At 74.4% G+C, this 20,403-nt stretch carries 19 protein-coding genes; 11 read left to right on the top strand and 8 right to left on the bottom strand.

Going from position 1 to position 20,403, the window contains the following annotated elements; translation table 11 throughout:
- Nucleotides 1-75 precede the first annotated feature (75 nt).
- Together QCD66_RS24685 and QCD66_RS24680 are read right to left on the bottom strand one after the other, a co-directional pair.
- Nucleotides 76-852 (bottom strand): peptidylprolyl isomerase, encoded by a 777-nt coding sequence (locus tag QCD66_RS24685; RefSeq protein WP_375736396.1) that lies wholly within the window; start codon nt 850-852, stop codon nt 76-78.
- Between the two features lie 108 nt (nt 853-960).
- The gene (locus tag QCD66_RS24680) at nt 961-1,845 is read right to left on the bottom strand and encodes a peptidylprolyl isomerase (protein ID WP_364207448.1); all 885 of its coding nucleotides are present in this window, start codon (nt 1,843-1,845) and stop codon (nt 961-963) included.
- Nucleotides 1,846-2,128: 283 nt separating this feature from the next.
- Between QCD66_RS24680 and QCD66_RS24675 the strand changes: the two genes are divergently transcribed.
- The 3 genes from QCD66_RS24675 (at nt 2,129) to QCD66_RS24665 (ending at nt 5,244) form a co-directional block, all read left to right on the top strand.
- Nucleotides 2,129-2,842 carry an MBL fold metallo-hydrolase gene (locus QCD66_RS24675; protein ID WP_357539975.1) on the top strand — a complete coding sequence of 238 codons (714 nt, stop codon included), beginning with the start codon at nt 2,129-2,131 and terminating at the stop codon, nt 2,840-2,842.
- 46 nt (nt 2,843-2,888) lie between these two features.
- Entirely contained in the window at nt 2,889-4,217 is a 1,329-nt protein-coding gene (gene hisS, locus QCD66_RS24670; RefSeq protein WP_375736386.1) for a histidine--tRNA ligase, read from the top strand.
- A gap of 76 nt (nt 4,218-4,293) precedes the next feature.
- The gene (locus QCD66_RS24665; RefSeq protein ID WP_375736387.1) at nt 4,294-5,244 is read left to right on the top strand and encodes an acyl-ACP desaturase; all 951 of its coding nucleotides are present in this window, start codon (nt 4,294-4,296) and stop codon (nt 5,242-5,244) included.
- A gap of 166 nt (nt 5,245-5,410) precedes the next feature.
- Here the strand turns inward: QCD66_RS24665 and QCD66_RS24660 are convergent, their stop codons facing one another.
- Nucleotides 5,411-5,932, bottom strand: coding sequence for a PaaI family thioesterase (locus tag QCD66_RS24660; RefSeq protein WP_364207454.1), 522 nt, complete (start codon nt 5,930-5,932; stop codon nt 5,411-5,413).
- Nucleotides 5,933-5,987: 55 nt separating this feature from the next.
- On the opposite strand from QCD66_RS24660, the gene QCD66_RS24655 reads away from it, so the two are divergent.
- Together QCD66_RS24655 and QCD66_RS24650 are read left to right on the top strand one after the other, a co-directional pair.
- The gene (locus tag QCD66_RS24655; protein WP_357539983.1) at nt 5,988-6,461 is read left to right on the top strand and encodes a helix-turn-helix domain-containing protein; all 474 of its coding nucleotides are present in this window, start codon (nt 5,988-5,990) and stop codon (nt 6,459-6,461) included.
- A 110-nt stretch (nt 6,462-6,571) separates the two neighbouring features.
- Nucleotides 6,572-8,176 carry an MFS transporter gene (locus tag QCD66_RS24650; RefSeq protein ID WP_375736388.1) on the top strand — a complete coding sequence of 535 codons (1,605 nt, stop codon included), beginning with the start codon at nt 6,572-6,574 and terminating at the stop codon, nt 8,174-8,176.
- A 46-nt stretch (nt 8,177-8,222) separates the two neighbouring features.
- Here the strand turns inward: QCD66_RS24650 and QCD66_RS24645 are convergent, their stop codons facing one another.
- The 4 genes from QCD66_RS24645 to QCD66_RS24630 all read right to left on the bottom strand — a co-directional run bounded on the left by QCD66_RS24645 (nt 8,223) and on the right by QCD66_RS24630 (nt 10,846).
- Complete coding sequence (locus QCD66_RS24645) at nt 8,223-9,089, bottom strand: type II CAAX prenyl endopeptidase Rce1 family protein (RefSeq protein ID WP_375736389.1); 867 nt, start codon at nt 9,087-9,089, stop codon at nt 8,223-8,225.
- A 266-nt stretch (nt 9,090-9,355) separates the two neighbouring features.
- Entirely contained in the window at nt 9,356-9,676 is a 321-nt protein-coding gene (locus QCD66_RS24640) for a DUF5713 family protein (RefSeq protein ID WP_375736390.1), read from the bottom strand.
- 191 nt (nt 9,677-9,867) lie between these two features.
- Entirely contained in the window at nt 9,868-10,071 is a 204-nt protein-coding gene (locus QCD66_RS24635) for a hypothetical protein (protein ID WP_375736391.1), read from the bottom strand.
- Nucleotides 10,072-10,234: 163 nt separating this feature from the next.
- Nucleotides 10,235-10,846: a DUF998 domain-containing protein gene (locus QCD66_RS24630; protein WP_375736392.1), complete on the bottom strand. Its 612-nt coding sequence runs from the start codon at nt 10,844-10,846 to the stop codon at nt 10,235-10,237.
- 145 nt (nt 10,847-10,991) lie between these two features.
- Between QCD66_RS24630 and aspS the strand changes: the two genes are divergently transcribed.
- Nucleotides 10,992-12,797, top strand: coding sequence for an aspartate--tRNA ligase (gene aspS, locus QCD66_RS24625; RefSeq protein WP_364207463.1), 1,806 nt, complete (start codon nt 10,992-10,994; stop codon nt 12,795-12,797).
- Between the two features lie 112 nt (nt 12,798-12,909).
- Nucleotides 12,910-13,812 carry a sugar nucleotide-binding protein gene (locus QCD66_RS24620; protein ID WP_375736393.1) on the top strand — a complete coding sequence of 301 codons (903 nt, stop codon included), beginning with the start codon at nt 12,910-12,912 and terminating at the stop codon, nt 13,810-13,812.
- 9 nt (nt 13,813-13,821) lie between these two features.
- Here the strand turns inward: QCD66_RS24620 and QCD66_RS24615 are convergent, their stop codons facing one another.
- Entirely contained in the window at nt 13,822-14,571 is a 750-nt protein-coding gene (locus QCD66_RS24615) for a GNAT family N-acetyltransferase (protein ID WP_375736394.1), read from the bottom strand.
- 148 nt (nt 14,572-14,719) lie between these two features.
- On the opposite strand from QCD66_RS24615, the gene QCD66_RS24610 reads away from it, so the two are divergent.
- The 4 genes from QCD66_RS24610 to QCD66_RS24595 all read left to right on the top strand — a co-directional run bounded on the left by QCD66_RS24610 (nt 14,720) and on the right by QCD66_RS24595 (nt 20,370).
- Nucleotides 14,720-14,908, top strand: coding sequence for a hypothetical protein (locus QCD66_RS24610; protein ID WP_357540002.1), 189 nt, complete (start codon nt 14,720-14,722; stop codon nt 14,906-14,908).
- A gap of 74 nt (nt 14,909-14,982) precedes the next feature.
- The gene (locus QCD66_RS24605; RefSeq protein WP_375736395.1) at nt 14,983-16,662 is read left to right on the top strand and encodes a replication-associated recombination protein A; all 1,680 of its coding nucleotides are present in this window, start codon (nt 14,983-14,985) and stop codon (nt 16,660-16,662) included.
- Nucleotides 16,663-19,074: 2,412 nt separating this feature from the next.
- A complete protein-coding gene (locus tag QCD66_RS24600; protein ID WP_364207627.1) occupies nt 19,075-19,764 on the top strand; it encodes a hypothetical protein in 690 nt (229 codons plus the stop codon).
- Nucleotides 19,765-19,908: 144 nt separating this feature from the next.
- Nucleotides 19,909-20,370, top strand: a complete 462-nt coding sequence (locus QCD66_RS24595) for a DUF948 domain-containing protein (protein WP_357540006.1) — start codon at nt 19,909-19,911, stop codon at nt 20,368-20,370.
- The last annotated feature ends 33 nt before the right edge of the window (nt 20,371-20,403 follow it).

Genomic DNA, 20,403 nt, shown 5'->3' with positions numbered 1-20,403 from the left:
CGAGAAGAGCGGAAACGAAAGATCGGCGCGATCCCCGCGGGGATCGCGCCGATCTTTCGTCGGTGGTACGGGTCGTCAGCCGGCGGTGAGCGTCAGCGACTTGATCAGGACCTCGGTCTTGGGGTGGCCGCCACCGGCCGACTCGGCGAACGCGTTGTCGTGCCCGTCGGCGCCGACCTTCTTCACGATGTCCATGCCCGCCGTGACGGTGCCCAGGACGGTGTAGTCCGGGGACAGTTCGCTGTCGCCGTAGACGATGAAGAACTGGCTGCCGGTGCTGCTCGGCTCGCTGGTCTTCGCCATCGCGATGACGCCCTCCGGGTAGGCGGGGCGCTTGTCGACCGGCAGGTTCTCCTCGGCGAACCGGTAGGTCGGGCCGCCGGTGCCGTCGGTCTCCCGGTAGCCCTCACCGGTCGCGCTCGGGTCACCGCACTGGAGCACCTTCAGCCCTTCGGTCACCAGCCGGTGGCACTTGGAGTTGTCGTAGAACCCGGTGGTCGCCAGGTGCTTGAAGCTGGCCGCCGTGCACGGCACCTTGGTCAGGTCGAGCTTGGCGCTGATCGGCCCGAGGTTGGTGTCGAACGTCAGCGTCTCGGCGCCCTTGGCCGGCACCTCGGTCGGCGGCAGGCCGACGTCCTTGGTCTGCGGGCTGCGCATCTCCGCCGGCACCTCGATCCAGTCGCAGGCGGCGGTGTCGGCCGACGGCGGGGCCGTGGTGGTCTCCGGGTCGTCGCCGCCGAGGTTGGTGACCAGCAGCACCGTTCCGGTGATCACCACCAGAAGGGCCACGCCGGCACCGACCGAGGCCTGGATCTGGCGACGCTTGCGGGCGGCGGCGGCGCGCTGGGCCATCTCCTTCTCGAGCCGGGCGCGCGCGGCGGCCCGTTGCCGCTCCTTGGTCGACGTCACGGTCGCTCCTCCTGGAACTTGTTTCTGCGCGCGGGGCGTGCGCGGGGCTGGTCAGGACTGGCCGGTGGCGCTCGGCGAGGCCGTGGGCGGCGCGTCGGTCAGGTCGGGCGCCGGCGGGGCGGTCGTCACCTCGCCGACGGTCAGGCTCTGGATCAGGACGTCGGTCGCCGGTTTGACCTTGGCGCCCATACCGTTGTCCACGGTCTCCATTTTGCCGATCGTGTCGACGACATCCTGGCCGGCGGTGACGCGGCCCACGATGGGATACATGGGTTCGGCCGTGGTGTAGTCCCGGAAGAAGATCAGGAACTGGCTGCCGTTGGCGCCCGGCGGGGTGCCCATCATCGCCACCGTGCCGGCGGGGTACAGCGGGGGAGCGTCCGGGGCCGGGCTCGCCGACACCGCCGGGGGCACGTTCTCGTTGAAGAACGTGTACGACGGGCCGCCCGCTCCGGTGCCGCTGTGGTCACCGCAGAGCAGCGCGCCCTCCTCGGTGATCTCGTGGCAGGTGGTGTTGTCGAAGAAGCCCTGGCCGGACAGGTGGGCGAAGCTCGCACCGGCGCACGGCGCGTTGGTCAGGTCGAGGTCGACCGTGATCGGCGCGCCCTGGTTGGTGGTGATCGTCATCGGCCGGGTGCCGGTGGTCGGCACGTCGGTCGTCGACGGGGTCCCGACCTCCTTGAGGCTGGGGTTGTTCGCCGCGTTCTGCGGGGTCCAGGTGCAGACCTCCGGCGGGCCGGCCTGCTCCTCCTCGGGATCGCGGTCGAAGCCGCCGAGCGCCCAGAACGAACCGACAACGATCAGCAGCAGCGCGGCCGCCGCACCGACACCGGCCTGGATCCGGCGGCGCCGACGCAGGCCGGCGGCCCTGCGGGCCATCTGCCGATCGAGCTTGGCACGCGCCAACTTGCGCTGCCGGTCCTTGCTGGAAGCCACCCGCGCTCCCCTTCCTCTTACCTCGATCCGGTGGCGACGGCGTCGCCTCGACCCGGTGGCGGCGTCGTCGCCGCATCGTCGGGCGTCAAGTGCGCCACGCCACACGCCCGCCAGAGTGTACGGGTAGTCACTAAGAATTTGGTGTGCGAGGTAGCCGAATGTTATCGGGCCTCACCTTCGCCGCCCGCCACGACCGCCGCCGGGGCGGGTTCGGCGCGGAACCCGGTGGCGGCTGCGGCTAGGCTCGACCCGTCGACAACCGTTGTAGGAGGAGGGGCCGCACGTGCTCGTCGCCGGCTTTCCCGCGGACGCCTTCGGCACCAACTGCTACGTGGTGGCCACCGCGCCGGGGGAGCAGTGCGTGGTCGTCGACCCCGGGATCGGGGTGGTCGACCAGCTCGACGCGCTGCTCGCCGAGCACCGGCTGCACCCGGCCGCCGTGCTGCTGACCCACGGCCACCTCGACCACACCTTCTCGGTGACCCCGGTCTGCGGTGCCCGCGGCATCACCGCCTACGTGCACCCGGCAGACCGTGAGCTGCTCGCCGACCCGGGCAAGGCGCTGTCGATCGACCCGGCCCAGCTCTTCGGCGGCCGGCTGCCCTACACCGAGCCCGAGGACGTCGCCGAGCTGACCGACGGCGCCACGCTGACCCTGGCCGGCCTGGAGATCACGGTCGACCACGCGCCGGGCCATACCGGCGGGTCGGTGATGTTCCGGTTGCCCGGCGCCGGCTCGTCCTTCGAGGCCGAACAGCTCTGCCTCACCGGTGACGTGCTCTTCGCCGGCTCGATCGGTCGCACCGACCTGCCGGGCGGCAGTCTCCCCACGATGATGCGGAGCCTGCGCGACAAGGTGCTCCCGCTCGCCGACGACACCGTCGTACTGCCCGGCCACGGCCCCGCCACCACGATGGGGCGCGAGCGCGCGACCAACCCGTACCTGCGTCAGGTCATGACGGGCGGCCAGGCCGCCGGACCGGCGCGGGGTCTCTAAGAACTTTCCGGCGCCGCGCCCGGCGCGGCGCCGTCCGAGGAGAATCATGAGCAAGCCCAGGCCGATCTCCGGCTTTCCCGAATGGCTGCCGCCGCAGCGGATGATCGAGCAGTACGTCGTGGACCGCATCCGCGACACCTTCGAGTTGTACGGCTTCGCGCCGCTGGAGACCCGGGCGGTCGAACCGTTGGACCAGTTGCTGCGCAAGGGCGAGACGTCCAAGGAGGTCTACGTCCTGCGCCGGCTGCAGGAGGATCCGGCCGGCACGACCGACGACGACGCGCTCGGCCTGCACTTCGACCTGACCGTGCCGTTCGCCCGGTTCGTGCTTGAGAATGCCGGCAAGCTGCAGTTCCCGTTCCGGCGCTACCAGATCCAGAAGGTGTGGCGCGGCGAACGGCCGCAGGAGGGCCGCTACCGCGAGTTCCTCCAGGCCGACATCGACATCGTCGACCGGGACACCCTGCCGGCCCACTACGAGGCCGAGATCCCGCTGGTGATCGGCGACGCGCTCGGCGGCCTGCCGATCCCGCCGGTCCGGATCCAGGTCAACAACCGCAAGGTCTGCGAGGGCTTCTACCGCGGGATCGGGCTGACCGACCCGGAGGCGGCGCTGCGCGCCGTCGACAAGCTCGACAAGATCGGTCCGGCGAAGGTGGCGGCGCTGCTGGCCGAGACGGCCGGGGCGAGCGAGGCGCAGGCCAAGGCGTGCCTGTCGCTGGCCGAGATCTGCGCGCCGGACGCGTCGTTCGCCGACGCCGTACGCGCGCTCGGGGTGACCCACCCGCTGCTGGACGAGGGCCTGGCCGAGCTGGTCGCGGTGGTGGAGACCGCCGCCGCGCACGCGCCCGGCCTGTGCGTGGCCGACCTGCGGATCGCCCGTGGCCTCGATTACTACACCGGCACGGTCTACGAGACCCAGATGATCGGGTACGAGAGGTTCGGGTCGATCTGCTCCGGCGGCCGGTACGACAACCTCGCCAGCGCCGGCGACACCCGCTTCCCCGGGGTCGGGATCTCGATCGGGGTGTCCCGGCTGCTCGGGCTGCTCTTCGGCGCCGGCGAGCTGACCGTGTCGCGCGACGTGCCGACCTGCGTGCTGGTGGCGCTGCCCGACGAGGAGCGGCGGCGCGACTGCGACCGGATCGCGGCCGGGCTGCGGCGGCGCGGCATCCCGACCGAGGTGGCGCCGACGGCGGCCAGGTTCGGCAAGCAGATCCGGTTCGCGGAGCGGCGCGGCATCCCGTACGTGTGGTTCCCGGGTGCGGACGGTGCCGGCGACACGGTCAAGGACATCCGGTCCGGGGAGCAGGTCGACGCGACCGCCGACGACTGGTCGCCACCCCCCGCCGACCTGCGGCCGCTCATCAGTTGAGCCGCCGGTTGCCGTGACAGCCGAACTCGACCTACGGTACCGTAAGTTACGCCACCGTAGGTAGGGAGAACCCATCGTGCCGTCCACCCGTACGCCGCTCAGCCAGGAAGCCCTGCTCATCGAACTGGAGCCGGTCGTCGCCACGAACCTCGACCGGCACCTCGGGCTGGCCAAGGAGTGGTTCCCGCACGAGTACGTGCCGTGGAGCGACGGGCGCACCTTCGACGGCGTGCTGGGCGGCGAGGCGTGGTCGCCCGCGGACTCCACCATCCCGGAGGCGGCCCGCACCGCGCTGATCGTCAACCTGCTGACCGAGGACAACCTGCCGTCGTACCACCGGCAGATCGCCACGCTGTTCGGCCAGGACGGGGCGTGGGGGACCTGGGTGCACCGGTGGACGGCGGAGGAGGGGCGGCACGGTACGGCGATCCGCGACTACCTGACGGTGACCCGGGCGGTCGACCCGGTGGCGCTGGAGCGGGCCCGGATGGTGCACATGTCGGCCGGCTACTCCAACCAGCACGACGACGAGGTGCTGCACTCGCTGGCGTACGTCTCGTTCCAGGAGCTGGCGACCCGGATCTCGCACCGCAACACCGGCCGGGCCACCGGCGACCCGCTCTGCGAGCAGTTGCTGGCCCGGATCGCGGCCGACGAGAACCTGCACATGGTCTTCTACCGCAACCTGCTGGCCGCGGCGTTCGAGTTCGCGCCCAGCCAGGCGATGCGGGCGGTCGCCGACGTCGTCGGCGACTTCCAGATGCCGGGCAACGGGATCGACGGGTTCGCCCGCAAGTCGGTGCAGATCGCCCTGGCCGGCATCTACGACCTGCGGCAGCACCGCGACGACGTGGTCAACCCGGTGCTGCGGCAGTGGGACATCTGGAACGTGACCGGCCTGGACGTCGATGGAGAGCTGGCCCGCGAGCAGCTGGCCGAGCACCTGTCCGAGCTGGACGTGGCGGCGACCCGGTTCGAGGAGAAGCGCGCCGCCCGGGAGGCCCGCACCGCCGCAAGATCCGCCTGACCAGTCACCAAGATCCGCGTGATCAGGGGCTGAATCGAGCGTGTCGCCGGTGTGTCGGGGTGCGAACTCCCTGATCACGCGGATCTTGCGCCGGACGGCGCCAGGCGGGGCCGGGGCCGGGGTCGGGGCCGGGGCGGGGGCGCGCCCCCGGCGGCGCGGGGGCGGGTCAGGCGGGTGGGAGTTCGAAGACCAGGCAGCTCGAGGTGGCCTGGGCGACCAGGCGGCCGGCGGCGTCGGTGAGCCGGGCCTCGGCCAGCGCCACCCGCCGGCCGCGCTGCACCACGACGCCCTCGCAGGTGAGCAGGCCGGAGGCGACCGTCGCCGGCCGGACGAACTTCACGTTGAGGTCGAGCGAGGTGTAGCCGTACCCGGCGGGCAGGGTGGTGTGGACGGCGCAGCCGGCGGCGGTGTCGAGCAGGGTGGAGATGACGCCGCCGTGCACCGAGCCGAGCGGGTTGTAGTGGAACTCCTGCGGGGTGAGGGTCACCCGGGCCCGCCCCTCGTCGGCCGTCATGCCGTCGGCGCCGATGGTGTGCATGATCGGCGGAGCGGGCACCTCGCCCCGGATCATCGCCTGGATGGTCTCCAGGCCGGCGCGCCGGCCCAGTGTCGCGGCGGTCGCCGCCGGGTCGGTCCACGAGAAGGTACGGGTGCGGGCCGCCGCCGGCCCGGTCTGGGTCTGCGTCATGGACGCAGCCTCGCAGCAGCTTGCTGAGTCTGTCAATGAGACCTAGCCTGGCGGGGTGAGACCCGCCGCACTCGACTGGGAGATCGACAACTGCACCATCGGCCGCGCCATGGCGATCCTCGGCGAGCGGTGGACCGTCGTCGTGCTCCGCGAGGTCTTCAACGGCGTACGCCGCTTCGACGACATGCGCGAACGCACCGGCATCCCGCGCCAGGTGCTCACCAACCGGCTCGCCGGCCTGGTCGGGCAGGGCGTGCTGCGCCGGGAACCCTACCGGGAGCCGGGCGCCCGGCTGCGCCACGAATACCGCCTCACCGACAAGGGGCTCGACCTGTGGCCGGTGCTGGTCGCCGTACTCGAATGGGGTGACCGCTACCTCGCCGACCCGGAGGGGCCGCCGCTGGAGACCGCGCACCGCGACTGCGGCGCGCCGGTGCGCGCCGTCCTGCGCTGCGCCGCCGGGCACGAGGTCGCCGACCCGCGCGAGGTGCTGCCCCGGCCCGGCCCCGGCGCCCGCCGCCGCGCCTGACCGAAACCGCGCGGGTCCTGACCGCGGTACCCACTTCCGGGCTGCTCACGGGCAGTTCCGTCGATCACTTCCGGCCGCCGGTGGCGGCACCGCGCGGTACGGTGCGCCCGATGAGTGCCACCGAACCGGTCCGCCCGGCGGCGCCCCCCTCGGCCTGGGCGCCGCTGCGCGTCACCGCCTTCCGCAGCCTGTGGCTCGCCGTGCTCGGCAGCAACATCGGCGCCTGGATGCAGACCGTCGGTGCCCAGTGGCTGCTCGTCGACGAACCCGGTGCCACCACGCTCGTCGCCCTCGTCCAGACCGCGAGCATGCTGCCGGTCCTGCTGCTCGCCCTGCCGGCCGGGGCGCTCGCCGACACCTTCGACCGGCGGCGCCTGCTGATCGCCGTACAGGCGTTCCTGTTCGTGGTCGGCGTCGCCCTCACCGCCCTGACCGCCGCCGGCCGGATGCCGCCCGCTCTCCTGCTCGGCCTGACCTTCGCCCTCGGCGTCGGCCAGGCGCTGACCCTGCCCGCCTGGCAGGCTGTCATCCCCGAACTCGTGCCCCGCCCGCAGTTGCAGTCCGCGTCGGCGCTCGGCTCGATCAGCATCAACCTGGCCCGCGCGGTCGGCCCGGCGATCGCCGGCGTACTGGTCGCCCGGGCCGGCGTCGCGGTCGTCTTCGCGGTCAACGCGGCCTCGTTCCTGGTCTTCACGCTGGTGCTGCTGCGCTGGCGGGCACCGCGCCAGGCCGGCGGCGACCACCCGGAACGCTTCCTGGCCGCGCTACGCGCCGGCGGCCGATACGTACGGCACTCTCCGGTCGTCCGCCGCATCCTGCTGCGCGCCACCCTGTTCATCGTGCCCGGCACCGCGCTGTGGGCGCTGCTGCCACTGATCGCCAGCGTCCGTCTCGGGCTCGGTTCCAGCGGGTACGGGCTCCTGCTCGCCGCACTCGGCGTCGGGGCCGTCGCCGGGGCGTTCGTGCTGCCCCGGCTGCGCGCCTGGCTGTCCGCCAGTCAACTGCTGCTCGCCGCCGGCCTGGTCTTCGGGGCGGCGCTGCTGGTCGTCGGCGCCGTACCCCGGCCGCTGCCGGTGACCGTCGCCCTGGTGCCGGCCGGAATGGCCTGGCTGACCGTGCTGTCCAGCGTCAACGCGTCGATGCAACTGTTCCTGCCCGGCTGGGTACGCGCCCGCGGCATGTCGATGTGGCAGATCGTCTTCGCCGGCGGGCAGGCCCTCGGCGCGCTCGCCTGGGGCGCCCTGGCCCAGGCCACCGACCTCGTCGTCGCCCACGTGGCGGCCGGCGCGCTGATGCTCGTCGGCGCCGCGACGGTCCGCTGGTGGCCGCTGCGCGAGGTCGGCCACCTCGACCGGGCGCCGGCCGTCTACTGGCCGGAGCCGCACCTCACCCCCGACCCCGACCGGCGGCTCGGCCCGGTCCTGGTCACCGTGACCTACCCCGTACGGCCCGAACGGGAGGCCGAGTTCGTCGCGGCGATGCAGTTCGTCCGCCGTTCCCGCCAGCGCACCGGCGCGACCCACTGGGGCCTCTACCGGTCCGGGGAGCGGCCGGACCGGTTCGTCGAGGTCTACCGGGTGTCGTCGTGGGACGAGCACCTGCGCCAGCACGGCGGCCGGATGACCGGCGCCGACCAGGCGGCCGAGGAGCGGGCGCGGGCCCTGGCCGACGGCGAGCCGGAGGTCACCCACCTGCTGCCGGCCCGGCCCGGCTGAAGGGCCGGCCCGGCTGAAAGGTCGGCCGGACGGCCGCCGTGACGGGTCAGCCGAACAGCAGCGGCAGCAGGCCCATGCTGTTCACCGCACCATGGACCACGATCAGCACCCACACGTTGCTGTATCGGGCCCACAGGTAGCCGGTCAGCAGCCCGAAGCCGCCGTTCCAGGCCAGGATCACCGCGAGATTCTCCCCGAACGGGCCGTCACCGAACCGGTGCACGTGCATCGCGGCGAACAGCAGCGCGGTCGCCACGATCGCCGGCCACCGGCCGAGCAGCACCTCCAGCCGGGTCTGCAGGAACACCCGGTAGAAGATCTCCTCCGTCACGCTCGCGGTCAGGAACGTGAACACCGCGGCACCGGCCAGCACCGCCGGGTCGTACGCCTCGTAGCCGGACATGTCCCGGTCGCCGGAGAGTGGACTGTAGTAGAGCAGGTATCCCCAGGCCAGCACGGCCGGCACCGCGCCGAACAGGTACCAGCGGCGGGGGAGCAGCGCCCGGTGCGCGGCGGCCGGGGACGGGGCCGGCCACCGGCGCAGCACCAGCCAGCTCACGCCGATCAGCAGGAGGACCTTGACCGGGCCGTAGAACAGTCCGCCGTCGGGCAGCGCGAAGACGACCACCGCGACCACCGGGAACACCAGCGCGATCAGGGTCAGCCCGACGGCCTGGCGGCGGTACACCGCCCGCTGGTCGGGGTCGATCGGCGGCAGCCCGGGCAGCCTGGGCGGGACGAGCCGGGTCAGCAGCAGCGCGGCGAGTACGGGGACGACCACGGCGGCCAGCGGGGTCGGACCGGCCTCCTCGTCGGCCGAGGTCCGCAGGTCGGTACGGCCGGACAACAGCAAGACCACGGGTACGGCGGCGAGCAGCAGCAGACCGGCGGCGGTCAGCACCTTGGTACGCATGTTTCCAGCGTGCTGTCCAGGGGAGCCCGGAGAATCCCTCTGTGCGACGATCGTCGGCTACATCCTTGGAGGGACCGCCCGGCCCGGTCCCGGCATGTCGAGTGCGCCAGCCGCAGACGATCACGGCCGGGACGGACGCCGCCTGCCCTGGGGCGGGGTACTGCTGTCACGCCGCCCCGGTGTCACGCCGCCCCGGCGGGGTACTGCTGTCGCGGTCCACAGCGAATTCGGTGTAGCCACAGCGAATTCGCTGTGGCCGCCACCGCTCACCAGTCCCGGGCGGCCACCAGCTTCTCAGCGTCCGCGTCGGTGAACCCGTAGGCCGACGCCACGAACCGGAAGTCGCCCGCGATCTCCTCGCGCGCGACGGTCTCGATCTCGCTCCCCGCCGCCTCGAAGTCGGCCTCCAGCAGGTTGAACTCCTCCGTCGCCGCCTCCGTCAGGGCGTACAGGGCGGCCAGGTCGGAAGGCCGCTCCGCCTCGATCCGCCCGCACAACCGCAGCAGGATCGCCCTGCCCTTGTCGACGACATGATCCGGAAAGTACGGGTCCGCGTACATCCCGTGCAGAAAGTCATGCCCTGTCACCTGTTCGTTCGTGATCGGCACGGTGCCCCACATCCCTTCGACGGCTGGACGCGCCGATCATGCCCCACCCCTCTCCGCGATCCTGCGGTTGTCTCCCCCATCCGCGGCTTTCGTCCGGCGACAAGTGCAAGATCGCGGCGTACGCGTGGGGCGGCACCTCACGGTGCCGCCCCCACGCGGGGTGGAACGGGTCAGCGGCCGAATCGCAGACGGCTCCGCTTCGGCTTGCGCCCGAACAGGCGTTGAGCCTGGTCGGCCGCGTTGTGCATCAGCCGGGTCGCCTTCGACGAGCCACGCCGGGCCTCCAGCGTCTGGCTCACCTTCCGGACCCCGGCCGCCGCCACCGGAACAGCGACCGCGACGACCGCCCAACGGCGTACCGCCTTGCGGATCATGACACCTGCTCCCTTCGCTCGCCGGTGTCATGATTCGAACTGAGCGGGTTGATTCGCTCGCTGGGCTCGCTCATGACACCTGCTCCCTTCGCTCGCTCATGACACCTGCCGTGCAGTTGGTTCGACGTGTCCTGACCGGTTGCGTACCCGGGACGGCGCCCGGCTAAGCGGAACCGCGCGACTTCGTGGTCCGTACCACGGGTCGGGAACGGCGGCTGTCGAGCACGACGGCGAGCGGCCACAGCGTCTGGGCACCGGCCGCCACCCGCTCGGCGAGGCCGGCGTACCCGCTGCCGCCGAGACTGGCGACGAACCAGCCGACCAGGGCCAGCAGCACCACGGCGGCGGTCACCGCGACCGCCGGGCGCAGCGTCGGGGGCCGGGGCGTATCCCGGCGGAAGCCGAGCGCCGGCCACAGGCCGAGGGCGCCGAACGCGACCGCGGCCGCCACCCCGTGCGCGGTCGAGGTGCCGGCCGCGGGCTGTGGGAAGGTGGCCACGAGTACGGTCGCGATCCCGCCCAGCGCGAGCACGCCCCGACCGGCGGCCGGCACCGGCCGCAGGCCGCACGCGGTGACGAGGTGGCAGATCCCGAGCCCGGCCAGCGCGACCGCCATGATCCAGCGGTCGGTGGCGCCGAGGGCGGCCAGTGCGCTGATCGTGCCGGTGGTCTGGTCGTAGCCCTGTTGCCGGCCGGCGGCGACGGTCCAGCCGCCGATCAGCAGGACCGGGGCCGCCGCCGACGAGGCAATCGCCCACCAGGGCACCGCACGCACCACCCCACCGTACGGTGGGGCGACCGGCCTGCCGCCGTGACGGTCGGGGGCGACGGCACGGCGACGGCGGGGTGGTGGCGTGCGGACGGCGGGACGGCTGAGAGAATGCCGGTGCAGCCCGCAACAGTCGAAGGAGACGCCTGCCGTGATCCGTACCCATGACGCCGGCACCCTGCGCGCCACGCACGCCGGCACGACGGTGACGCTCGCCGGGTGGGTGGCCCGCCGGCGCGACCACGGCGGCGTGATCTTCGTCGACCTGCGCGACTCGTCCGGCGTGGTGCAGGTCGTCTTCCGCGAGGAGATCGAGACCGCCCACGCCCTGCGCAACGAGTACTGCGTACGGATCACCGGCCAGGTCGACCGCCGGCCCGAGGGCAACGAGAACCCGGAACTGGCGACCGGCGAGATCGAGGTGACCGCTTCCGAGCTGGTCATCCTGTCGGAGGCCGCCCCGCTGCCGCTGCCGGTCGACGACCACGTCGACGCCGGTGACGACGTACGGCTCAAGTACCGCTACCTCGACCTGCGCCGCAGCGGCCCGTCGCGCAACCTGAAGCTGCGGTCGCGGGCGAACCACATCGCCCGCACCGTGCTGCACGACCGCGACTTCCTGGAGATCGAGACCCCGACCCTGACCCGGTCGACGCCGGAGGGCGCCCGCGACTTCCTGGTCCCGGTCCGTCTCCAGCCCGGCACCTGGTACGCCCTGCCGCAGTCGCCGCAGCTCTTCAAGCAGCTCCTGATGGTCGGTGGCATGGAGCGCTACTACCAGATCGCCCGCTGCTACCGCGACGAGGACTTCCGCGCCGACCGGCAGCCGGAGTTCACCCAGCTCGACATCGAGATGTCGTTCGTCGTCCAGGACGACGTGATCGAACTCGGCGAGGCGATCGTCGGCGCGCTCTGGAAGGACCTGGCCGGCCACGAGATCAGCACGCCGATCCCGCGGATCACCTGGCACGACGCCATGGACCGGTACGGCTCCGACAAGCCCGACCTGCGCTACGGCGTGGAGCTGACCGAGCTGACCGACTACCTGCGCGGCACCGAGTTCCGGGTGTTCGCCGGTGCGATCGACGCCGGTGGCTACGTCGGCGCGGTGGTCATGCCGGGCGGGGCGGGCCAGACCCGCAAGGAACTCGACGGCTGGCAGGACTGGGCCAAGGCACGGGGTGCCCGTGGCCTGGCGTACGTGGTCCTCGACGCCGAGACCGGCGAGCCGCGCGGCCCGGTCGCGAAGAACCTGTCGGCGGCGCACCTCGGCGGTCTCGCCGACGCCGTCGGCGCCAAGCCGGGCGACGCGGTCTTCTTCGCCGCGGGCGCCGACCGGCGGGACGCGCAGGAGCTGCTCGGCGCCGCCCGGATCGAGATCGCCAAGCGGGCCGGCCTGGTCGACGAGAGCGCCTGGGCCTTCTGCTGGGTCGTCGACGCGCCGATGTTCGAGAAGACCGACGACGGCGGCTGGACGGCGGTGCACCACCCGTTCACCTCGCCGAACTCCGACTGGCTGGACCGGTTCGAGGAGGCGCCGGACCGGGCGTTGGCATACGCGTACGACATCGTCTGCAACGGCAACGAGATCGGTGGCGGCTCGGTCCGTATCCACCGGGGCGACGTGCAGCGCCGGGTCTTCGACCTGCTCGGCATCAGCCCGGACGAGGCCGCCGACAAGTTCGGCTTCCTGCTGGAGGCGTTCAAGTACGGCCCGCCGCCGCACGCCGGCATCGCGTTCGGCTGGGACCGGATCTGCATGCTGCTCGCCGGTGCCGACTCGATCCGCGAGGTGATCGCCTTCCCGAAGACCCGGGGCGGCTTCGACCCGCTGACCAGCGCCCCGACCCCGATCACCGCCCAGCAGCGGCTGGAGGCCGGCGTGGACGCCAAGCCCAAGCCCGCCGCCCCGGCGGCCGGCACCACCGGCGTGGCCGCCCCGGTGGAACCCTCCTGACGCCGAAGATCCGCGTGATCAGGGACCGCGTCGCGCGTGTCGCCGGCGCGGCGTGCGTCAAACTCCCTGATCACGCGGATCATGGCGCGGCAGGACCGTGGCGGGGAGCACTGTGACGCTGCTCGTCGTCGGCGCCACCGGGCTGCTCGGCGGCGAGGTGTGCCGGCAGGCGGTCGCCGCCGGCCGCCGGGTCGTCGGCACCCACCACCGCACCGCCGGTGCGGTGCCGGACGTCACCTGGACGCCGCTCGACGTACGGGACCGGTCCGCCGTGCTCGCCCTCGCCGGTCGGGTACGCCCGACCGCCGTGGTCAACACCGCCTACCGGTACGACGACTGGGCGGTCACCGCCGACGGGGCGGCCCACGTGGCGCTGGCCGCCGCGTCGGTCGGCGCCCGCCTCGTGCACGTGTCCAGCGACGCCATCCACAGTGGACGGTCCACGCCGTACGCCGACGACGAACCGCCCAGCCCGGTCTTCGCGTACGGGGCGGCGAAGGCGGCGGCCGAGACCGCCGTACGGCTGGTCGACCCCGGCGCGGTGCTGGTGCGTACCTCGCTGATCGTCGGCGACGAGAACAGTGAGCAGGTACGCCTGTGCCTGGCCGCCGCCACCGACGGCGGGCCGCGGCTGTTCGCCGATCAGATCCGCTGCCCGCTCGGTGTCGAGGATCTGGCGTCGGCGGTGCTCGAACTCGTCGACCACCCGGTCGCCGGCCCGCTGAACGTGTGCGGCCCGGAGGCGCTCAGCCGCGTCGAACTCGGTGTCCTGGTCGCCCGCCGCCACGGGATCGACCCGGCGCGGCTGCGGACCGGCACCATCGCCTCGTCCGGGCGGCCGAGCCCGGCCGAGGTACGTCTCGACCCGGCGCGGGCGGTCGCCCTGCTGAGGACCCGGCTCCGGCCGGTGAGCACCTACCTGACCCCCGGCCAGCCCTCCCGGCCCCCCGGTGATCCGCGTGATCAGGGAGTTCGCGCCCCGACCCGCCGGCGACACGCGCGACGTACTCCCTGATCACCGGGATCAGAGGGAGATGGAGGTGCGGGGGAGGGCGCCGGTGTAGCCGAGCCGCCGGTAGAGCCGGATCGCGCCGACGTTCTCCACGTACACGCCGAGGCTCGCCCGTCCGTACCGGTCGACCAGCCGGCGGGTCAGTGCCGTGGTGAGCGCACCGCCCAGGCCCCGGCCCTGGGCGTCGCGGGCGACCGCGAGGGAGGCCAGGAAGCCGACGTCGCCGCGGCTGCGGTCGGCGCCGCAGGCCAGTAGCCGGCCACCGGCACGGATGCCGTACCAGCCGGCGACCCGCGCGTCGCCGGGCCGGGTGGTGCTGTCCGGTAGGACGTCGTCGAGCAGCTCGTCGATCGCGTCGTGGTCGGCGGCGGTGAGCGGCACCACCGCGTCCTCGCCGGGACACGCCGACGGTGGCGCCGCCGTGTCGAGGAAGAGCCACCGGCCGATCCGGGTGAAGGCCAGGTGCGGCGCCAGCACCGGCGCCGACACGTCCGGCAGGTGCAGGTGCCGGGGGCGCGGCACCGGACCGTCCGGCCCGGTCGAGGCGAAGAACCTGGCGGCCCGGATCCCGTCGCCGAGGGCGTACCCGACCGGTCCGCCCGGACCGGCGCCGAACCATACGACGGTGTCCGTACCGAGCCGGAAACCGGTGATGCCGCCGCCGGCCGGGTCCCCGGCGGTCGTCAGCCGTACGTAGGTGTGGTCGCCGGCCGCGGCCAGCACCTCGGCCCGCCCGGCCAGCGGTTCCCCGGTCCTGGTCACCGACCCACCGTACCGACCGGGTCCGGTCCGCCCGGACCGACGTCGTGCCTGATCACGGTGGTCGATGCGGCGGCGGAGATTGGCGGCGGTCGCCGCTGGGTACTTCCGGCGCCGACCCACTGGGAAACCCCCTCTCGGAGGAAATGTCATGTTCGCCATCGCCGCGGCTGTGGTCTTCGGTTTCGCACTGCTCCTCGACCTGCTGAGCACCGACTTCGGTGCGCCCGACCTGTTCAACTGGAACACCCTCGTACTCATCGGACTGCTCCTGGTCGCCCTGCATCTCGGCGGGGCCGGCGCCGGCGGCCGGCGGTGGAGCCGCCGAGGTCGCCGCTGACGGCCGTTCGCAGGTCACCGGCCCGGCTTCGGCGTCTTTTCGGCGCCTGTCGCCGGGCCGGTACTGTCTTCGTGATGGAGCCCGACGGTCTTTTCCCGCTCGCCGACCCCGGTGGCCAGCGCGGTGCGCAGCCCGGTGCCGGCGACGGGTTCACCACCCCGGGCGCCGACTCGCCGCTGCCGGTCCGGATGCGACCGGCCACGATCGACGAACTCGTCGGCCAGCAGCACCTGCTCGCGCCGGGGTCGCCGCTTCGGCAACTCGTCGGCGGCGCCGCCCCGATGTCGGTGATCCTGTGGGGGCCGCCCGGCTGCGGCAAGACCACGATCGCGCACCTGGTCGCGGCGGCGACCGACCGCCGGTTCGTGGCCATGTCGGCGCTGTCGGCCGGGGTCAAGGACGTCCGGGCGGTGATCGACACGGCCCGCCGCCAGCGGCGCGCCGGCGGCCCGCCGACCGTGCTGTTCATCGACGAGGTGCACCGCTTCAGCAAGACGCAGCAGGACTCGCTCCTCGCCGCCGTCGAGGACCGTACGGTGACGCTGCTGGCGGCGACCACCGAGAACCCGTACTTCTCGGTCATCTCGCCGCTGCTGTCGCGGTGCGTGCTGCTCACCCTCCAGCCGCTCGACGACGCCGCGGTTCGCGACCTGTTGCGCCGCGCCGTCACCGACGGGCGCGGCCTGGCCGGTGCCGTCACCCTGGCGCCCGAGGCCGAGGACCACCTCGTACGTCTCGCCGGCGGCGACGTACGCAAGGCACTGACCGCGCTCGAGGCGGCGGCCGGCTCGGCGGCCGCGACCGGGGCGGCCGAGATCGACCTGGCCACCGCGGAACGCGCGGTCGACGTGGCCGCCGTGCGCTACGACCGCGACGGCGACGCGCACTACGACGTGACCAGCGCCTTCATCAAGAGCATGCGGGGCTCCGACGTCGACGCGGCCCTGCACTGGCTGGCCCGGATGCTGGTCGCCGGCGAGGACGCCCGGTTCATCGCCCGGCGCATCGTGATCTTCGCCAGCGAGGACGTCGGGATGGCCGACCCGACCGCGCTCAGCGTGGCGACCGCCGCCGCGCACGCGGTGGAATACGTCGGCCTGCCCGAGGCGCAGCTCAACCTCGCCCAGGCGGTGATCCACATGGCGACCGCGCCGAAGTCCAACTCGGCCACCTCGGCGATCGCCGCCGCGATCGGCGACGTACGGGCCGGCCGGGGCGGGGCGGTGCCGCGGGCCCTGCGCGACGCCCACTACGCCGGCTCGAAGGGGCTGGGGCACGGCATCGGCTACCGCTATCCGCACGACGACCAGCGCGGTGTCGTGACCCAGCAGTACGCCCCGGACGAGCTGGCCGGCGTCGACTACTACCGGCCGACCGAGCACGGCGCGGAGCGGCCCGTCGCGGCCCGGCTGCCGGTGCTGCGCCGGATCGTGCGCGGCCTGCCCCCGCCCGCCCGTGGTCCCGCGCCGGCGACCGCCGGGCGCGCCGCCGAGGCGCGGCGTGACCCCGGCACCGACGGCTCGCCGGCCGTGGCCGGCGGGTCCGCCGGTGACGGCCCGCCGCGGGCCACGCCCATCGACGGACCGTCACCCGCCGGGGAGCCGCCCGCCGGTGCCGCGCCGGCTGCCGCCGACGAGGTGGCGGTTCCCGCCAATGGTGTGGCGGCCAGGAACGATCCGGCGGGCGGGCAGGCCCGGCCCGGCAGCACATCCGACGACGACGGCAGGACCCCTGCCGGGGAGGCTCACCAGTGAGATCGCGCGGTTCCGAGCGGCCCGAAGACGGCTCCGAGGAGGGCCGGGACGCCCGGCCCAAGGGCCGGCGGTGGGGTCGTAACCGGCCCGAGCCGGCCGAACCGGAGCAGGTGTCCGGCGAGGAACTCGGCTGGATCGCCGACCTGCGGACGGCACGCGAGCAGCGCGCCGACATCGGCCCCGGCGGCGCCGAGCCGACCGGCCCGCGGGGTGGCGCGCCCGAGCCCTTCCCCGGCGACCTGCCACCCGCCGCCCGGCGGGGCGAGGCGGCCCCCGAATCCCGGTCCGAGCGTGGCGAGCCGGCCCTCGATCCCCGGTCCGCCGCCGGTCCGCCGCCGGTCCGCCGCGCCGCCCCGGACCCGGATGCGACCCGGACGTGGTCGATACCGCCGGGATCGATGCCACCCGCGTCGACGCCACCGGCCCGGCCCGGCGAGGGACCGGCGCACCCCGACGCCCGGCGTGCCGGGCCGGCTGAGCCTCGGCAGGCCATGCCGACCGACCCCCGGCGTCCCGACCCGGCTGATCCCCGGCAGGCCGTCCCGACCGACCCCCGGCAGGCGGCTCCGGGCGCTCCTCGCCAGGCCGATCCCCGGCAGACGGCGCCGACCGATCCCCGGCAGGCCGGTCCGGCCGGCCCGCCGCCGGGCACCGGCGCCTGGCCGCCGGCCGCCGCCCGGCCCGGCCCGCCGCCGGGACCGCCGCCCGGTCGACCCGCCGCCGAGCCGGGTACGCAACCGCCCGCCGGCCGGACAGTGCCGCCCGCTGCTCCGGTACCGCCACCCGCCGGCCGGGCAGTGCCGCCGACCGGTCCGGTGCCGCCGCCCGCCGCCGAGCGGCCCGGAACGCGGTCCGGTGGCTTCGTGCCGCTGCGGGCCGCCGGCACCGACCCCGACGGGACCGGACCGGTCGTACCCAGGAGCGGCAACGCCCCACCGGTGCCGCCACCCGCTCCACAGCAGACCCCGGGTGCCGCCCGGCCACCGGCCGGGCCCGGGCCACGGGGCCGCGAGATACCCGACTTCGAGGCGGGTCGCGAACCGTTCGACGGGTTCCGGCGGGCCGAGCGCCCGCCGGCGGACGAGCCGACCGGCGGCGGACGCCGCCGGGCCCCCGAGCCGGACGGCGGGGGCGACGCCCCCACCGCTGGCTGGCCGCAGACGCCCGCCCGCGGCGGGCCCGGCGGGCCACCGCCGGGCGTCGCCGGTCCGGCCGGCGGCCCGGTACTACCCGAAACCCGGCCCGGGCCGCCCCCGGCGACGCCCGGCCCGGCGACCGGACCGGCGACCCCCGTGCGGCCTATCCGGGCCGGCACGGTGACCGCACCGGCGATATCGCCGGAGGCCGGCACGGCGACCGGACCGGTGACATCGCGGCGGGCCGGCACGGCGACCGCACCGGCGACGTCCTGGCGGACGGTACGGGGCGGCGCGGCGACCGGACCGGCGACATCCGTGGCGGCGACGGCCCGCCGGCGGGACGCGTCCCGGTACGTCCCGCCGAGCCGGGTACCGGTGCCCGCCCCCCGTCGGCACGCGTACCCGGCCACGCGCCCGCACCCGACGGGGCGACCGACCGGCGCGGGACGGGAACGGCCTCGGTGCCCCCGCCGCCCGGCGGTGCCGCGATTCCGCCGCGGATCGGCAGCGCGCCGGGAGCGGCCGGCTCAGCCTCGGTCGTGCCGCCCGCCGGGGCCGCACCGGTCCGGCCCCCGGCCGGTAGCGCGTCGGTACCACCCGCCGGTAGCGCCTCCGTACCACCCGCGGGTAGCGCGGCCGTACCGCCGGCCGGCCGGTCGACGGTCGGCCCGCCACCGGCCGACCGGACCGCGTCCGCCGCGCCGGTCCCACCGCACGCCCGGCCGGACCGGCCGGCGCACGGCGAGCCGCACCGGCCGTACCCCGGGAACCGGCCGCCGACGACCGGGCGCGCCGGTCCGAACCGGCCCCGCCCGGTGCCGGCCCGGTGCCGCCGGCCGAGGGTCCACCCCGCGCCGCGGCGGTGGTCCGTGCCGCGGCCGTGCCACCCCCGCCCGGTCCGAACAGGCCCGGTCCCGACCGCCCAGGTCCCGACCACCCCGGTCCGAACAGGCCCGGCCCGGACCGGCCTGGCCCCGACCGGCCCGGTCCCGACCGGGCGGGTCCCGGCGGACGGCCGGACGGGCCCGCGCCGGTCGACCCCGGTGCCTTGACGTCGCTGATCTCCACGGTGCCGCCGCTGCGTACGGCGTCCGCCCCGGTCCGGCCGCCGGCCGGTGACCCGGCCGCCGGCCGGGCGGCCCCGCCCGGCTCCGCCGTCGCCCGGCCCGACGACCCGGCGCTGCGGGGGTACGCCCCGCCGGCCGACCGGGACGGCGGATTCGACGACGACGAGGACGGGGACCGGCCCGGGGCCCGGCGGCCGGGAGCCGGCATGTTCCGGGGCGCCCGGTCGGAGATCCGCCGCCAGATGCGCGAGCAGCGGCGGCTGCGGCTGGCCGCCCTGATCATGGTCAGCCTGTTGGTGCTCGGCGCGCTGCCGCTCTACTTCGGTATCCGGGCGGCGACCCGCGACCCGGTCTTCAGTTCCCTCGACGCGCTCGCCGTTCCGGCGTGGGCGTCGACGTCGGTGCAGGACGGGGTCGACGGCAGCCGGTGGTGCTTCATCGAGTGCCGGTTCCGGGAGCGGACCGTGCAGTCCGAGCGCGGCTCCGAGGAGACCGCGACGGTCTACGAGAAGGCGCTCACCGACGACGGCTGGCGGCCGTGGACGCCGCAGTTCTGCCCGGACCAGCCGGTCGAGGGGCGCTACACCTGCTGGCGGCGCGACGAGCTGACACTGGACCTGTGGGTACGCGAGCCACCCTGTGCGGTGGAGCAGCCGGCGGTGGAGCCCGACCTGCTGCCGACCGGTGAGCCGGGCACCGACCCGAATCCGCAGGAGTCGGAGGAGCCGGCGGCCGAGGGCTGCACCGGTTCGGTGGTGACGGTCAAGGTACGTAACGCGATCGCCGACGAGCGCACCGGACCGCAGCCGAGCACCGATCCGTCGCTCACCGGCGAGGACCCGGACCCGATCTTCACCGACGATCCACTTCTGGACCTGACACCCTCCCCGTCGTGAGGCCGGGAGCCGTCACGGACGGTAGGGTCTGCACGTTGGCGCAGAGAGGGCGTCGGCGCACCGGACCCTCCGTCCGGTAGCGACACCCCCGACAGTGGACGGCACGGCGCGCCGACGATCACGCTTCGGTTGAGGAGGACACGCGTGGACGGTGGACAGATCGCGGCTTTGATCGCGGCCGGGGCGTTTCTGATGCTCGTACTGGTGCTCGCGGTGCCGATCCTTCGGCTGCGGCACACGGTCGACGCGGCCACCCGGACGATCAACGATCTCAACGAGCGCACCGCGCCGCTGCTGGGCAACGTCAACAGCACGGTGGAGAACGTCAACGTCGCGCTGACGCAGGTGCACACCTCGCTGGACGGGGTGAACATCCAGCTCGCCAAGATCGACACGATGACCGGGCACGCCCAGAACGTCACCGCGAACGTCGCCAACCTGGCCACCGTGGTCTCGGCCGCGGCGGCCAACCCGCTGGTCAAGGTCGCCGCGTTCGGATACGGGGTACGCAAGGCGGCCTCCGCCCGGCGGCAGGCCGACGAGGATCGCGAGGTCCGCGCCACCCTGAAGCAGCAGCGGCGGGCCGCCAAGCGCGGCAACCGCTGATCCCGCCGCACCCCACGGCTCGGCACGAGGAAG

It is taken from the genome of Polymorphospora sp. A560 (assembly GCF_045781765.1).
GTDB lineage: Bacteria > Actinomycetota > Actinomycetes > Mycobacteriales > Micromonosporaceae > Polymorphospora > Polymorphospora lycopeni.
The sequence above is the reverse complement of the archived record's forward strand: the minus strand, read 5'-3'. Positions and strand labels throughout refer to the sequence as shown.